Origin of the sequence: Streptomyces sp. enrichment culture, from assembly GCF_964273145.1 — a bacterium.
Lineage (GTDB): Bacteria > Actinomycetota > Actinomycetes > Streptomycetales > Streptomycetaceae > Streptomyces.
This window is the reverse complement of record NZ_OZ186873.1, coordinates 131,774-147,461: the sequence shown is the minus strand read 5'-3', so window position 1 is coordinate 147,461 and position 15,688 is coordinate 131,774. Positions and strand designations below refer to the sequence as shown.

Below are 15,688 nucleotides of genomic sequence, written 5' to 3'. Positions count from 1 at the left end.
CCGTCAGGCACCCGGCACGCCGGTGCGGCGCCGTCGCGGGGCGCCGGACGGGCGAAGTACCCGGCGCGGCACGTCCCGCGGTCCGGCGGACCCGCGGGACCGGTGCTCCGCGACGGCGCGGGCCCCCCGGTGCCGCGGCCCCGCCGACGGAACCCGGGCGGTAGGGCGCGAGGGCGCCCTCGTCGAGCCCCACCGTCCGGCCGGCGCCGTCCGCCGGGCGAGCAGGAGTTCGCCCCGGGCCAGGGCGGGGGAGTCCGCGATCGCCGCGAGCGTGCCGGACCGGCCCAGGGCCTGCAGCGAGGCGGCGAGCACCACCGTGGAGTCGACGCCGCCGGAGTGGGCGACGGCGAGGCTGCCCGGACGGCCCACCTCGGCGGGCAGCGCGTCCGCGGCGCGTGACGCGGGCGGACCGGACGGAGGCATCGGCATGTGGTTCATCCCTTCAGTGCCCGGTGCAGGCGGTCGGTCAGACCGGTGACGCTGCCGGCGGCCATCAGCTCCATGACGGGAAGGTCGCAGCCGAACACCCGGTGCAGTTCGGCCTTGAGCTCGACGCCCATCAGGGAGTCCAGGCCGAGGTCGGCGAGAGGGGCGTGGGGGTCCACGCGTTCGGGGACCGTCTGGAGGACGGCGGCGACCAGAGCGGTGAGCGTGCCGCCGATGAGGGCGGTGCGCTCCTCCTCGCCCCCCGCCCGGGAGAACCGCTCCCTGAAGTCCTCCGTCGCCGTCCGGACGGACTCGGCCCCCGTTCCCTGCGGCCGGCCGGCGAACCGCGGCGCCTTCAACGCCGGCAGGATCCTGCCCAGGCGGTCCCAGTCGACGTACCCGACCGCCGCGCAGACCGCCCGTCCGCCCAGGAAACGGCCGAGCGCCGCGCAGGCCGTGTCGGGCGAAAGGAGACCGAGTCCGGAGCGGGCGATGTTCTCCGTGAGCCCGCTGCGCGCGACGTAGCCGGTCTCCCCGACGCCGCCCCAGGCCAGTGCCAGGCCGGGCAGCCCGGCCGCCCGGCGCGCGCGGACCAGCGACTCCAGGTGGAGGTTGGCGGCCGCGTAGGGAGCCTGGTGGAGGTTGCCGACGAGCGCGGCGAGGGAGGAGTACACGACGAAGAAGTCGAGCGGCCGGTCCCGGGTGAGGGCGTGCAGCACCTCGCCGCCCCGGGCCTTCGCCGCGAGGACGGCGGTGAACCGCTCGGCCGTCATCTGCCGCAGCGGCGCGTCGTCCAGGTGCATGGCGGCGTGGACGACGCCGCGCACCGGCCGGCCCGCGGCCTCGGCCTCGGCGAGGATCGCCTCGATCGCCCCGGCGTCGGTCACGTCGGCGGCGTGCGCTCGGACCCGCGTCCCCAGGGCGGTGAGCTCGTCGAGCAGGGCGGGTGCCCCGGGCGACGCCTCGCCGCGGCGGCCGACGAGCGCCAGCGCGCCGGCGCCGCGGCGGGCGAGGTAGCGCGCGGTGGCCGCCCCGAGGCCGCTGAGGCCGCCGGTGACGAGGTAGGTGGCGTCCGGGTCCAGGCGCGGCGGCTCGTCGGGACGCTCCACCCGCACCGGCTCGTCCGCGTCGAAGGCGATGACGACCTTGCCCAGGTGCCGGGAGTGCCGCAGGGAGCGCAGCGCCTCCCCGACGTCGCGGGCCGGATGGACCTGGTGCGGCAGTGGCCGGTACCGGCCCGCGGCCACCCTCCGCGTCACCTCCGCGAACGCCGCGGCCATCGTCCGCGGCGCGTCGGCGGCCAGCCGGGTGATGTCGACGGCGAAGTAGGAGAGGTTGTCCCGGAACGGACGCAGCAGCATCGGCTGGTTGCCGTGGATGTCGCGCTTGCCGAGCTCGACGAAACGGCCGCCGGGCCGCAGGCACTCCAGCCCGCGCGCGATCGCCTCGCCCGCCAGGGAGTTGAGGACCACGTCGACGCCCCGGCCCCCCGTGACGTCCCGCACCCGGTCGGCGAAGGAGGAACTGCGGGAGTCCAGGACGTGCTCGGCGCCGAGCGCGCGCAGGAGGTCCCGTTTGGCCTCGGTGCCCGCCGTGGCGATCACCGAGGCGCCCAGGCCGCGGGCGTACCGCAGCGCCGCGAGGCCGACCCCGCCGGCCCCGCCGTGCACCAGCAGCGTCTCCCCGGGCGCCAGCCGGGCCAGTTCCTCCAGGCTGTGCTGCACGGTCAGGTACACCGCCGGCAAGGTCGCGGCCGCACCGTAGCCCATGCCGTCGGGGATGCGCCCGGTCTGTTCGGTCCGCACCCGTACATGGGAGGCGAGCGTGCCGTGACCGAACGCGAACACCCGGTCCCCTAGGGCGAGTTCCGTCACCCCCGCGCCGACGGCGACGACGTCCCCGGCGCATTCGAGGCCGAGCGCCGGCCCGCCGGGCACCGGTGGTTCGGCGCCGGGCGGGAGCATGCCCGCGGCCAGCATCACGTCGCGGTAGTTCAGCGCCGCGGCGCGCACCCGGACCACCACCTCGCCCCGGTCCGCCGCCGGGGGCCCGGTGGCCACCCACGCCAGCCGGTACCCGCGCCCCGGGTCGCGCAGCCGGAGGGCGTGGGGGCGGCCGGTGCCGTCCTCCTCCCACGCGGCGGGAGCGCAGTCGGCCGGCCTCGGCACGAACCGGCCCCGGCGGGTGAGGACCACCTCGTCCTCACCGGTGGGGTCGAGCAGTTCCCGCGCGATCCGTCCGGCGTCCGCGGCCGGGTCGGCGCGGTGCTCCAGCGACAGCCGGCGGACCGCCAGTCCCGGCCGCTCGTTGGCCAGCACGCGCCCGACCCCCCACACCGCGGCGTTCGCGGGATGCCCGGGCCCGGCCGGCTCCGGGAACAGCCCGGTCCCCCCGGTCACCAGCCACAGCGCGCCACCGCCGTCCGGCCCCGAGGCGCCGCAGGCGTCGGCCGCGGCCCGCACCAGCCCGGCCCTGCGCACCGTGACGGCCGGGCCCTCCTCCCCGGCCGGGGCGTCGAGGAGGACGACCACGCCGTCCGGCCGGCCCTCTCCCGGGGGGAGCCGGGTCTGCCAGGTGTCGGAGACGCCCGATGCGTCCACGAGGCCGGCTTCGGCGCCCGAGGAGGACAGGAGCGAGACGAGAGCCGGACCGAGGGCGCCGTCCCGGCGTTCGGTCACCACGACCCAGCGGCCCGGTGCCGAGGGGGACGACACCCTCGGCACCGGCACCGCCGCGGCGGGGCGGCGGCCGCGGCGGGCGCACAGCACGGAGTAGGCGTCCCCGCCGACCGCCTCCCCCGTCCGGACCGCTTCGTCGAAGCCGCACCGCTCCAGGAGCGGGATCCATCCGGTGTGGGGCATCAGCGGTGTGCTGCGCAGGCCGTGGTCGGTGAAGGCCCAGTAACCGTCGAGGAGGCCGAAGCACGGACCGAGCAGTTCCTCGTCGTGGCTCTCCAGGGCGAGCAGGTGGCCGCCGTCCGCGAGCAGGGCCGCCAGACGGCGCGCCGTGGCGCTCAGGTCGGCGGTCGCGTGCAGCACGTTCGCCGCCACGACGAGGTCGAACTCCCCTTCCGCGAAGCCCTGCCGCACCGGGTCGCGGTCCAGGTCCAGGGTCCGGTACTCGACGAGGCCGCCGGCGCCGAAGCGGGCCCGCGCCCGGGGGAAGAAGCCCTCGGAGACGTCCGTGTAGACGTACCGGGTCAGGTGGGGCGGGAGCGCCGGGAGCAGCACGGCGGTCGTGCCGCCGGTGCCCGCGCCGACCTCCAGCACGCGCAGCGGGCGGTCGGCGGGCCACGTCTCCAGCGCCCCGGCCAGCAGGGACCGGGCGCATCGGCCGAGGGCCCGCATGTCCGGCGTGTCGTTGTAGAGCGCCTCGACGAGGTGCCGGTCGGCCTCCGCGAACAGCACCTCCCGGGGATCGGTCTCCCCCGTGAGGATCTGCGGCAGGCGGGTGCCGCAGCGGGTGTAGACGGCGATGGCCGAGATCCACTGGGGGAAGTCCCGCGCGCAGGCCCGCAGGTGCTCCAGCGGCCGGGGCTCGCCCGTGAAGCGCAGGCGCTCGCGGTCCGGCGGGTCCCCGCCCGCCCGCCGGAGCAGGCCGGCCCGCTGCGCCATGCCGGTCAGCAGGCGGACGTACCGGTCGTACTGCGGGAGCACCCCCGCGGCACGCAGGTCCTCCGGGGAGAATTCCCGCGCCCCGGGAAGCAGCCGGGCGAAGGTGTCCGCGGCCCAGTGGCCGATCGTGGTCTTGATCCGCGGGGCGAAGGCGGGGGCCGCGCAGCCGCGGGCGTCCCGCTCCGCCTCCGTCGCCGCGTGCCGGGCGGCCGCGCGGACCAGGTCCGCCGGTGCGGGCAACGGGACGGGCCCGCCCCGGTGGTCACCGGCGCGAGGCGCGGCCCGCAGCACCTGGGTCAGCTGCTGGAGTTCCTCGTTCCGGCCGGCCGCCACCCCCCTGAGCCGGCACCCTGTCAGTTCCGCCACGACCCGGCCGGTCCCGTCCGTCACGGCGAGGTCGAAGACGGGGTCCCGCCGCCCGGGCGACACCGCCCGGACGTGGATCAGACCGCGGTGCGGCAGCCGGTCCCACACGCGCGCGGCCGCGACGGCGGTCGGCACGTACATCCGGCCCCGGGGCAGGGTCGTGAGCAGGGGGGAGACCGCCTGGAGCGCGCCGTCGAGCACGGCGGGGTGCGCCTCGTAGCCGCCGTCGCGCGCCGAAGGCTCCCAGGCGTACTCGGCCAGCACCTCCTCCGCGCCCGCCCACAGTCCGGTCAGCACCCGGAAGGACGGGCCGTACTCCAGCCCGGCCCGGGCGGCTTCCGCGTAGTGGCGCGCCGCGTCCACCCGGGTGCCCGAGCGTCCCAGCCTTTCGCGCACGGCGGCGAGGTCGACGGGGTCCGGCGGGCGGGAGACCAGACGGCGGACCCGGCCGCGGGCGTGCGTCCGCCAGGGGGCCGCGGTGCCGGGGCGCGAGGCGACACGGACCACGCCGTCCTCCTCCGACAGCGAGGTCTGGATCACCACCTCGTCGGTCTCGTCGTCGCGGGGCGCGACCATGGCGTTCACGACGTCGAGGTCGGTGACCTCCGCGGCGCCCGCGAAGGCTGCGCGTCCGGCGGCGAGGGCGGCCTCCAGGTACGCCGTACCCGGCATGACCACGGCCCCGCCGACCCGGTGGTCCTCCAGCCAGGGCAGGCGCAGGCTGCTGAGGGTCTGGTGCCAGGCGGGCTCGGCGACGGCCACGCGACGGCCCAGCAGCGGATGGACGAGACCCGGGTCCTGCGGAACCCGGACCCACCCGTCGGGTGAGCCGTTCCAGTGGCGTTCGCGCTGCCAGGGGTAGGCGGGGAGGGTGACGACCCGGCCGGGGCGCGGGAAGCGGTCGCCGCCGTCCAGGACCCCCGCGGCGAGCAGGTGCGCGACCGTCCGGCGGACCGCCCCGGGGCCGGCCTGATCGCGGCGGCAGGTCGGTGCCACCGCGGTGGCGGCGGTCAGCCGCTTCAGGTAGGGGGCGAGCACGGGGTGCGGGCCGATCTCGACGAACAGGGCACAGCCGTCCTCGGCCAGGGCCCGTACGGCGTCGGCGAACAGGACCGGCCGGCGCACGTTGCGCCACCAGTGGTCCGCGTCCAGCGCCTCGCCCCGCAGGAGTCCGCCCGTGACGGTGGAGGCGAGCGGAATGCGGGCGGGGCCGGGCCGCAGTCGGGCGAGGGCCGCCTTCAACGGTTCCTCGATGCCGTCCATGGCCCTGCTGTGGAAGGCGTAGTCGAGGTCCAGTTCGCGGAAGAAGACGCCTCGGGCGTCCATGTCCCGGCCCAGCTCCGCCAATGCGGCCGGGTCCCCGGCGAGGGTGACGTCGGCGGGGGTGTTGACCCCGGCCACCTCCAGGCGGTCCGCGTGGGCGGCGATCTCCCTCCGGGCGGCCTCCCACGACAGGCCGACGGCCGCCATCCGGCCGCCTCCCGCGGTCGGCGCCTGGGCGCGGCTGCGTTCGGCGACGACCAGGCAGGCGGCGGCCAGATCGAGGGCTCCGCAGACGTGGGCGGCGGCGACCTCCCCGATGCTGTGGCCCACGACGGCGTCCGGCCGGACGCCGTTCGTCTCCAGCAGCCGTACCAGACCGATCTGCACGGCGAACAGCAGCGGCTGGGCCACCTCGGTCAGGTGGAGCCGGGACTGCCGCGCGGTGAGTTCCCCGAGGACCGACCAGCCGAGCCGGGGGGCCAGTTCCGCGTCGACGGCCTCCACGGCCTGCCGGAAGGCCGGTTCGCCCCGCAGCAGTTCCACTCCCATGCCGTGCCACTGCGAGTTGTTGCCGGAGAAGACGAACGCGACCTTGCCCGACGCGGCGGGGACGGCGGGCACCGCGCCGCTCGCCACCGCGTGCAGCGCCTCCGCGGCCTCGAGGGGGTCGCGCGCCAGCACGGCGGCGCGGTGCTCGTGGCGTGCCCGGCGCACGGCCGAGGTGTAGCAGACGTCGTGGAAGTCGCCCTCGTCGGTCAGCTCCAGGTGCTGCGCCATCTGCTCCGCGGCGGCCCGCAGCGCTTCGGGGGTGCGGGCGGAGACCACGACCGGGAGCCGGCCGGCGGGCGCGGGCGCCGGCCCGGCGGCCGGTTCGGGGGGCGTGGTGAGGACGACGTGGGCGTTGGCACCGCCGAAGCCGAAGGAGTTGACGCCCACGTGGGGCCGTCCCTCGCTCCGCAGTTCCTCGCGGCCGACCACGGGCCTGATGCGGTGGCCCGCGAAGTCGATGTGCGGGTTGAGCGGTTCGGCGTGCAGCGTGGCCGGGATCTCGCCGTGCCGCAGGACCAGCAGTGCCTTGAACACCCCGGGCATGCCCGAGGCGGCCTCGAGGTGGCCGATGTTGCTCTTCACCGAGCCGATCGGCAGGGCGCCGGTGGAACGGCCGGTCCCCAGCGCGCGGCCGATGGCGGCGCACTCGACGGGATCGCCCACCGGTGTGCCGGTGCCGTGTGCCTCCAGGTACGCCAAGTCGTCCGGCGCGAGCCCGGCTTCGGCGTACACCTCGCGCAGCAGCGCCTCCTGGGCCTTGGTGCTGGGCAGGGCCAGCCCGGACGTGCGGCCGTCGTTGTTGGTGCCCCCGGCGACGATCACGCCGTGGATCCGGTCGCCGTCGGCGAGTGCGTCGTCCAGCCGTTTCAGCAGGACGAGGCCGCCTCCCTCGGACCGGACGAAGCCGTCCGCGCCGGCGGAGAAGGCACGGCACCGCCCGCTGGGGGAGAGCATCGACGCGCCGGAGAATCCCGCGAACCCCTGCGGGTTGAGGAGGATGTTGACCCCGCCGGCCAGCGCGGTCCGCGAGCGTCCGGAGCGCAGGTGGCCGCACGCCTGGTGCAGGGCCGTCAGCGCCGAGGAGCACGCCGTGTCCACGACGACGCTCTGTCCGTGCCAGTCGAAGAAGTACGAGACGCGGTTGGCCGTGTTGGAGACCGCCATGCCGGTGATGGTGTACGCGTTGCCGGTGTGCGGGGAGCAGGACTGCAACTCGCCGTAGTCGCGGCTGGAGCAGCCCACGAACACGGCGGTGTCGGAGCCCGCCGTGCTCCGGTGGTCGATGCCGGCGTCGTCGAGCGCCTCGACCGCCAGCTCCAGCACCAGCCGCTGCTGGGGGTCCATCCGTGACGCCTCGCGCGGGGAGACGCCGGTGAAGAAGGAGGTGTCGAAGCCCGTGACGTCGTCGAGGAAGCCGCCCGCCGCCGTGTAGCTCACGCCGGGGCGGCGGCGCCTGGCGTCGGTGAAGTCCGCGGTGGGGAAACGGTCCTCGGGGACGGTGGTCACCAGGTCACGGCCGACGGTCAGCGCCCCCCAGAGGTCGTCCAGTCCCCGGATGCCGCCGGGAAGGCGGCAGGAGGCGCCGACGACGGCGATGGCGTGCGCGGGCAGCGGTGGCGCGGAACGGGACACGGGCAGCTCCGGCGGGTCGGGGGAGGAGGGGGGCGGTGCGCGGGCGCGTGGCGGGTGTTCAGGTGTCCGCGGTCGTCCGGTCCGCGGCGTGCGGCACCGCGTCCGCGAAGCCCATGGCCCGGGCCAGGTAGTCCCGGTCGACCGGAGGGGGGTCGGCGAGTCCGCCCGTCCGCTCGACGGCGCGCTCGCGGCCGTAGACGCGCCGGTGGTGGCAGTAGCTCAGGAATCCGGGCAGGTGGTCCGCGACGAAGCGCTCGGCCGGTGTGGGGTCCGGCAGCTCGCCGACGCAGTCGAGGACGAGGCCGGGGTGGTGGGTTTCGACGGCGTCGACGATCAGCCGCATCGGCGTCTCGTCCGGGTGCACGATGTGGTACGTCCGCACGCCGTGGCCGTCCTCGGCGGTGTCGTGGCCGATACGCAGCATCGCCTCCGTGGCGTAACCGTCCGGAACGATGTTGAACTCCGCGTCCGCGGGCACACGCAGCCTCAGCCGCAGTCCCGCCCCCTTCCGGCGCAGCGACGCCGCCGGAGGGATTCCCGGCGCCCCGTTGCGGGCCACGGTGCCGATCATGTCGCCCAGGACCCGCAGCGGGTGCCCCGGCAGCCCTTCCCGGTGCGCCGCGTCGGAGGCGACGACGCCGGGCCGCAGGACGACGGCCGGCCGGCCCCGTTGCCGCGCCCAGTCCCGCACCAGGGTCTCCGCCCGGTACTTGGACTCGTCGTAGTGGGTCTCGAAACCGAACGCGTCGGTGAGGTCCTCCTCGGCGACCACGCCCTCGCGGCGGCCGCCCGCCACGGCCACGGTGCTCAGGTGGACCAGGCGGCAGTCCGGCGCGGTGGAAGCGGCGAACTCCAGGACCCGCTCGGTGCCGTGCACATTGGTGCGGAACAGCCTCTCGCGCTCCCCCGCCAGTGCGATGTCCCCGGCGCAGTGCCAGACCGCTTCGGCCTCCCGGGCCAGACGCCCGTACACGGCCGGTGCCAGGCCGAGCCACGGCCGGGTGACGTCCCCGCCGACGCAGCGCAGCCGCGAGCGGGCCGGTGCGCCGATCGGGCCTCCCGCGAGGTTCTCCAGGAGGGCGAGGAGGCGGGAACGCAGCTCGGAGGCGGTTCCCCTGCCCAGCACGGTGACGTGCCGTCCGCGGTGGGTGAGCAGACCGAGCAGGAGCCTGGAGCCCAGGAATCCGGTGGCGCCGGTGAGCAGTGTGGTCACGCGGAGCAGCATGGACCAGTTCCCGGAAGGAGACCGGTCACCTTTTGGAATTAACCGATTACTTTATGATTTCGCCGTGTTGTGCGCGCGGTCCGCCCACCAGGAGGCGGTTCGCGCCCCCTGGCGGCCGGACCGTCCGGAGTGACGTGGGTTCCCGGCGCCGGCGCTCGCCGCCCGCCCGCCCGCACCGGGGTCCCGTCCTCGCGGCGACAGGAGCCGACGGCCCCGGCACCCGCCCGTCGGATCGGCCGCTGTAACCCGTTCGTGTGATGACCAGCCAAGAATTCCCGCTGCCGTCTCCTGCCCGGTGACAATCGGCTCTCCGCGAGGGGGATGCGCGCCGAACACCGCGCCGGCCTCCGCCCGTCGGCGATGTTCGGAGGAACCGTGAGGGGAACGTGAGGGGAAGCGCAGTCCCGGGCGTCGCCCGGCAGGCCGCCGCTTTCCTGGAGCACGCGGTGGGCGCCCCGCTGGAGTTCGGCATCCGCGCGTGGGACGGCAGCACGGCCGGAGCCCGGTCGGGTTCGACGCTGGTGCTGCGCGGACCCCGGGCGGTGCGCCGGATGCTCTGGCGGCCGGGGCAGCTCGGTGCCGCCCGCGCCTTCGTGGCCGGTGACTGCGACGTCGAGGGCGATCTCGTCGCCGTCATGCGGCAGCTCGGCTCCCTGCTGGGAGCGGCGTGGCCGCGTCTGGCGGGCGCCGCGCTGGAGAGCCTGCGGACGGGGCTGGACCGCCGCTTTCTCGGACCTCCCGTCGCCCGGCCCCCGAACGAGGTCCGCCGCTACCGCGGGGCCCGCGCGATCCGGCACCACTACGACGTCGGCGACGACTTCTACCGCCTGGTGCTCGGACCGTCCATGATCTACTCCTGCGCGTACTGGCCCGCCGGCGGACGGCCCGGCCACGGGCTGGCCGAAGCCCAGCGGGCCAAGCTCGACGTGGTCTGCCGCAAGCTCGGCCTGCGGCCGGGGATGCGGCTGCTGGACCTCGGCTGCGGCTGGGGCGGCCTGCTCCTGCACGCGGCGCGGCACTACGGTGTGGAAGGGGTGGGCGTCACCCTCGCCCGGAACCAGGCGCGGCTGGCCGCGCGGCGGATCGCGGAGGCGGGGCTGGGGGACAGGCTCGAGGTGCGGCTGCAGGACTACCGGGCGGTCCGGGACGGTCCCTTCGACGCGGTGGCCAGCATCGAGATGACCCACCATCTGTCCCGGTCCGGGCAGCGCGCGCACGCGTCCGCCCTGGCCCGGCTGGTGGCCCCGGGCGGCCGGGTGCTCAGCCACGAGATGTGCGTACTGCGCAACGGGCGGAAACTGATGCGCAGCCCGTTCATGCTCCGCTACCCGCATCCGGACCTCCGTCTCGGAACGGTGGGCCGCAGCGTGCTGCTCGCCGAACGCTCCGGCCTGGAACTGCTCGACGCGGAGAACCTGCGGGACCACTTCGTCCCCACGATCCGGGGCTGGCTGGACAATCTGGAGCGTGACCGCGAGCGGGCCACCGCGCTGGTCGGGTACGAGACGGTGGCCGTCTGGAGGCTCTTCTTCGCCGTCGGCCTCCTGTCCTTCGAGGCCGGTCTGGCCGATGTCCAGCACCTGCTCTACGTCCGGCCGCGGCCCGTCGGCCGGCACGTCCTGGCCGCGCAGCCGAGCGGATACCGGCGGCCGGAGGCGGACGGCGACCCGGCCGCCCCGCCCTCCGGCTGATCGCCGTGCCCGTCCCCCGGGTGTTTCGGAGTGCCGGTTCGGCGACGGTGCCGGCCAGGGGCGGCAGGAGGGGCACGGCGGGCACCCGGGGGCCGGGCGGGCGTTCCCGTCCTGGCCCCGGCCTCCTTCACCGCCGTGCTCGCAGCCGTCGCCACGGTCGCGCCGGGCAGGGATCCGTGGTGTGCTGGAAGCGGCCGCAGGAGTACACGCGATGCGTCGCAGCCGGGCCTTTGCCCCCGCCCCCGCAGCCTCCCGGCCGCCCGCGCCGGCCGGGAGGAGGGGCGGGCTGGTGCCCGCGCGGGAACTCGCGGCCGCCTGGGCCGTGGTCGTCCTGATCGCGGTGCCCGCCTGGGTACTGACGATCGGACAGGCCCGGGACATGGGGACCGCACCCGGCACGATGGGGATGGCGCTGCCGCTGTTCCTGCTGCTGTGGGTGACGATGACGGCCGCCATGATGCTGCCGTCCATGGCTCCGGTGGCGCTCACCTGGGCGCGCGGGATCGGCCGGGGGTCGTCGGGCCGGAGGCGGGCCGCGCGCACCGCCGGGTTCGTGTGCGGGTACCTGCTGGTGTGGACGGCCTTCGGACTGCTCGCCCACGCGGTACTGGCCCTCACCGGCGGCCTGGTGGACGAGCGCCCCGGCGCCGGCCGCTGGATCGGCGCGGTGGCCTTCCTGCTGGCGGGCCTGTACCAGCTCGGCCCGCTCAAGAACGTCTGCCTGCGGCGCTGCCGGGACCCCATGAGCCACCTGGTGCGTTACGCCGGGTTCCGGCCGCCGGTCCGTGACCTGCGCGTGGGCGTCCACCACGGTGTCCACTGCGTCGGCTGCTGCGCGGGCCTGATGGTCGTCCTGATCCCCCTCGGGACGATGAACGTGGCGGCGATGGCCGCACTGGCCCTGGTGATCTTCGTGGAGAAGCTGTGGTCCCGCGGTCCGCTGCTGGTGCGGGCCGTGGGCGTCGCCTTCCTCGTCCTGGCCGGACTCGCGCCGTTCCAGGACTGGCTGCTGCCGGGGCTGCGGGGCGGGATGCCGCCGATGGACGGCATGTGACGCCCCGCGCGCGGTGACCGGCCGGTCCCTAGTCGGGGCCGCTCCAGTCGAACGGGAAGTGCTTGCTCGACCTGCCCGAGCGCTGCCAGGTGAAGCCGAACGCGTCGGCGCGGTCGGCGGTGGCCCGCCCCCAGGTGGCGACCTGGCCGGGCCCGACCTCGGAGCCGGGGGCGTTGTGGACCTGGACGCGCGCGCCGTTTGGCGTCGTGGGCCCGGTGAGCGCCTCCGCCGTGGCGGTGACGCGGCCGGGAACCTCGGCCCGCCACGAGGCGAGGTCCCCGTCGATCTCGACGTGGACCGGGGCGAATTCCATGCCGCGCATCTCGGGGCGGAACATCTCCCCGAACCGCGCCGGCCAGCCGCCCGCCCCACCGCTGAAGATCGCCGCGAGCGCCCCGCGCTGCCGCTCGTCGGCGCGCTCGTCGAAGAAGACCGCGGCGTAGGAGTCGGTGTGCGTGCCGGCCCACGGACTGCCGGTGAACGAACCGAGCATCAGGACGTTGAGGCCGTCGAGCCGCACGTCCCCGAAACCGCCCTCCCTGATGTGCCAGACCAGCACGCCCTCGCAGTCGCCGTAGGTCGGGGGCTGGGCGAACGTACAGGGACACGGTATGGCGCACTTGCACACGTCGAACCAGTCGCCGGCCAGGTGCCAGCGTGTATCGGTGGTGGCCCGCTTGGTCATCTCGCTTCCCTCCTCATCGAGCCCTTCGGAGCTCACTCGGAGTGGCGAGACCGCGCGTCCCGAGCCCGCGCCCGGCGACGGGGCGGCCTCCCCTCCAGCTTGCACCCCCCACCCGGCCGGGGGAACCCCGTCCGGCACACGGGTGCCGTCGGTTCGCCTCGCCGCGCACGCGTGCGCGGCGAGGCCGGGGAGGGGAGTGGCGGTCAGGCGGACAGGCGGGCGGGTACGGCGCCGCTGACGACAAGGTGCCGCCGGCGGCACCCGGGCCGCGCGCCGGGGCTCGCGCCCCGCCGGTGACGCGGTGTTCTCAGCCGACGGGGCGGGCGGTCCGGTGGGTCAGCGGCACCGGGCAGCGGTCACGCGGAGGGGTTGAGCACCAGGACGGCGTGGGAGTTGTCCGGCTCGGGGTCGTGGGCGGCCTGCCGTTCCGAGGTGTGGAGGGTGACGGCGCCGGTGGCGTCCGGCACGACCCGGTCGACGCGCAGTTCGAAGGGGAACCGGAGGTGGTCCTCGGGAGTGGCCCAGTAGGGGAGCTCGCACCGGTAGGCCGCGGAGCTCTCCGCCCGGCAGTTCTCCGGCGCCGAGACGACCGCGGCGCCCTCGGGAACCGCCAGGGTGACCGTGCCGACCGCGTCGCCGCTGCCGATGTTGCCGAACCAGGCGGGGCCCCGGTTGCGGAACCCGATCGTCGCGGTGACCGTCTCTCCGGCCGCACCGGTGACCTGGTCGCCGTGGACGGCGAAGTCGGCCGTGTTCCGCGCGGTCACCGGCGTACTGGTCCCGTTGTCGTCCGGGTTCTGCTCCGACGTGCCGTCGAGCGGTTCCACGCTCACGTCGAACCGCTCGAACAGGGCGTGGGACGCCAGGGTGAGTTCCAGCGGCTCCGGCGGGGTGACGGTGGCGCCGGGCTCCACGACGGTGTCGACCGTGCAGTCCAGCAGTCCGACCGGCATGTCCTCGCCGTCCACGGCGGCCGGGGTGCGCACGCAGCCCGCGGGGGTGGCGGAGACCTCCAGGCCGTACGTGGTCCACACCTTGAGGCGGAAGCCGTGGGCGGCCGCGTCGCCGTTGTTGGTGACCGCGACGGGCGCGGTCAGCGAGTCGCCGGGGTCGAGCGGGCCCACCGGCTGCGGCTCGGCCAGCGCCAGGTCCGGCGTCGGCACCGATTCGACCCTCACGGGCGTGCTGTCCCAGTGCGTGTACAGGACGCCGTCCGGTCCGTCGGTCTCCGCCTGACCGTGGTGGCCGATGGTCAGCTCCGCACCGGCCGGGGCGCCCTCCAGGGTGCGCAGGCCGATGGTGACCTGCGGACCGGTGTAGCTGCCGCCGATGTCGCCGACCTCCCAGATGTCGCAGGTGGCGGCGGCGCCGGAGGCGGACAGGGAGCAGTGGTCCGGCACCGTCACCTCGGCCACGCCGGCCAGTTCCGACAGGTCGAGGCTGAGCACGCCGTTGGCGACGTGGTAGTCGCCGTTGTCGTGGTACAGCCCGAACGACAGCTCCTTGTACGAGCCCGGGGTGGCGGACAGTGTCGTGCTCCCCGGTGACTGGACCCACAGTGCGTCGCTCGCGGCGGAGGCCGGCGCGGTGCCCAGCGCGGTGGCGCTCAGCACCGCCGCCGCGACGAGCGCGCAGGCGCCGGTCCGTCTGCTGCGGCCGGTGGAGATTCCCATGATGACTCCCAGGTCGTACGGGGTCCCGGCGGGGGGCCGGGCGCACCGCCCACCCCGCGGAGTGATCGTTTCCGCTCTTTGACGGCCGGGACCGGCTCATGGTTGTGCCGTGCGTGAACGGTGTTGTCCCGGCCGGTCCGGAGCACGGAACGAGTCCGGGCACGCGTGGCGCCCGGGTCCGCGGGGTGACGGGGCCATTTCGGAAGACGCCCTCGTACCCCTGCCGGCCGGTGGTGGGACTCCGGCCGGGCGCAGCGTCAGATCACCGCCTTCGGCCGGGGCGGTCCCGAACCGGTCCCTCACCCCTCACCGCCCCGCGGAACCGGGCACCGCCGCGCCGCGACGGCACCCCGGACTCATCCGGACGCCCCGGTACCCCCGCCGCTCGCACTCCCCGCCGGGCGCATGCCGGCGTCGTACACCGTGCGGTAGTCCGGGACGACGACGCGCGTGGCCGGGGACGCCTTCGCCACCTGGGCGACGAACGCGTCCAGGTCCATCGCCGGATCCCGTTCCGGGGAACCGCCCAGGGGCACTTCGAAGTTGTCCCAGTGGACGGGGACGGCCACGGCGGGGTGGTCCAGCGCGCGCAGCAGCCGGGGCACGTAGCGGTGGGTGGCGGTGCTGGAGGGCACGGCGATCATCGCGAGGTCGGGCCGCAGGCCCCGCACCGCCCGCTCGGAGAAGTCGCTGGCCCCCATGAGGAACGCCGCCGGCCCGTCCGCCCCGGCGGTCACCTGGAAGGCGAGGGTGTCGCCCTCGGGCAGGTCCGCGATGGTGCCCGGGACGGTCGCGGGCGGGGCGTTCAGCGTGCCCGGGGCGAAGTAGGCGCACTTCTTGTTGCGGCTGTGCAGACTGGGTACGACCTCGACGACGATCCCCCCGAAGTCCAGCACCTCGCCACCCTTCACCACGGAGATCTGCCCCGCGTCGACTCCGAGCGCGACCAGCAGGTGGTAGGTGGTCTCGGTGCCGACGACGCGTGCGCCGGTGGTCCTGGCGATGTGCGGCACGTCGGCGAGGTGGTCCCAGTGGGAGTGGCTGACCAGCACCAGTTCGGGGTGCCCGATGTGCGCGTCCACGGCCTCCGGCCGGCTTTGCAGGGGCGTTCGCGGATCGAAGGCGCCGTCGAACAGCCCCGTGGGGAAGCGGGTGAGGTACGGGTCGAACAGCACGGTCCGCCCGCCGGCGTCGATGCGCCAGCCGGCGGTGCCGAGCCAGCGGAACGACACCGCGCCGGCGTCCGTGCCGCGTGCCCGGCCGCGGTCGCCGGCCGAAGCGGTGACGGCCGTCACCTCGGGGCCGCCGGTGGCGGCGGCGGTGGCCGGGATCAGCGGGGCGGCCGCGCCGAGCGCGGCGCCGCGCAGCACCGTACGGCGGTCGAACCGGTGGTGGGAGGGGGCTGCGGAACCGTGTGGGTCACGTCTGTCCTGCGTCATGGCGCCAGCAGAACAGAACGCCGACTGCCCTGTCCAAGACCGTCATGGGACTCCGTTCATACGTGAACGCA

Annotated in this window: 8 protein-coding genes; 2 read left to right on the top strand and 6 right to left on the bottom strand. The window is 75.7% G+C overall.

The features are described from left to right. Positions 1 to 3: 3 nt before the first annotated feature. From ACSU6Z_RS00695 to ACSU6Z_RS00685, 3 genes are read right to left on the bottom strand one after another with little or no spacing between them, the layout of a single operon-like run. Positions 4 to 429, bottom strand: a complete 426-nt coding sequence (locus ACSU6Z_RS00695) for a hypothetical protein (protein WP_437041804.1) — start codon at positions 427 to 429, stop codon at positions 4 to 6. A gap of 5 nt (positions 430 to 434) precedes the next feature. Continuing rightward, positions 435 to 7,850 carry an SDR family NAD(P)-dependent oxidoreductase gene (locus tag ACSU6Z_RS00690; RefSeq protein ID WP_437041802.1) on the bottom strand — a complete coding sequence of 2,472 codons (7,416 nt, stop codon included), beginning with the start codon at positions 7,848 to 7,850 and terminating at the stop codon, positions 435 to 437. Positions 7,851 to 7,908: 58 nt separating this feature from the next. Next, on the bottom strand, positions 7,909 to 9,063 hold the full coding sequence (locus ACSU6Z_RS00685; protein WP_437041800.1) for an SDR family oxidoreductase: 1,155 nt from the start codon (positions 9,061 to 9,063) through the stop codon (positions 7,909 to 7,911). 398 nt (positions 9,064 to 9,461) lie between these two features. Between ACSU6Z_RS00685 and ACSU6Z_RS00680 the strand changes: the two genes are divergently transcribed. Beyond that, positions 9,462 to 10,766, top strand: coding sequence for a class I SAM-dependent methyltransferase (locus tag ACSU6Z_RS00680; RefSeq protein ID WP_437041799.1), 1,305 nt, complete (start codon positions 9,462 to 9,464; stop codon positions 10,764 to 10,766). A gap of 211 nt (positions 10,767 to 10,977) precedes the next feature. Further along, positions 10,978 to 11,820, top strand: coding sequence for a DUF2182 domain-containing protein (locus ACSU6Z_RS00675; RefSeq protein WP_437041798.1), 843 nt, complete (start codon positions 10,978 to 10,980; stop codon positions 11,818 to 11,820). 28 nt (positions 11,821 to 11,848) lie between these two features. On the opposite strand, the gene ACSU6Z_RS00670 is transcribed toward ACSU6Z_RS00675, so the two are convergent. From ACSU6Z_RS00670 to ACSU6Z_RS00660, 3 genes are all read right to left on the bottom strand, one after another. Next, complete coding sequence (locus tag ACSU6Z_RS00670) at positions 11,849 to 12,505, bottom strand: DUF1326 domain-containing protein (RefSeq protein ID WP_437041796.1); 657 nt, start codon at positions 12,503 to 12,505, stop codon at positions 11,849 to 11,851. A gap of 356 nt (positions 12,506 to 12,861) precedes the next feature. Then, a complete protein-coding gene (locus tag ACSU6Z_RS00665; protein WP_437041794.1) occupies positions 12,862 to 14,178 on the bottom strand; it encodes a hypothetical protein in 1,317 nt (438 codons plus the stop codon). A gap of 356 nt (positions 14,179 to 14,534) precedes the next feature. Next, entirely contained in the window at positions 14,535 to 15,617 is a 1,083-nt protein-coding gene (locus ACSU6Z_RS00660; protein WP_437041792.1) for an MBL fold metallo-hydrolase, read from the bottom strand. Positions 15,618 to 15,688: the final 71 nt, after the last annotated feature.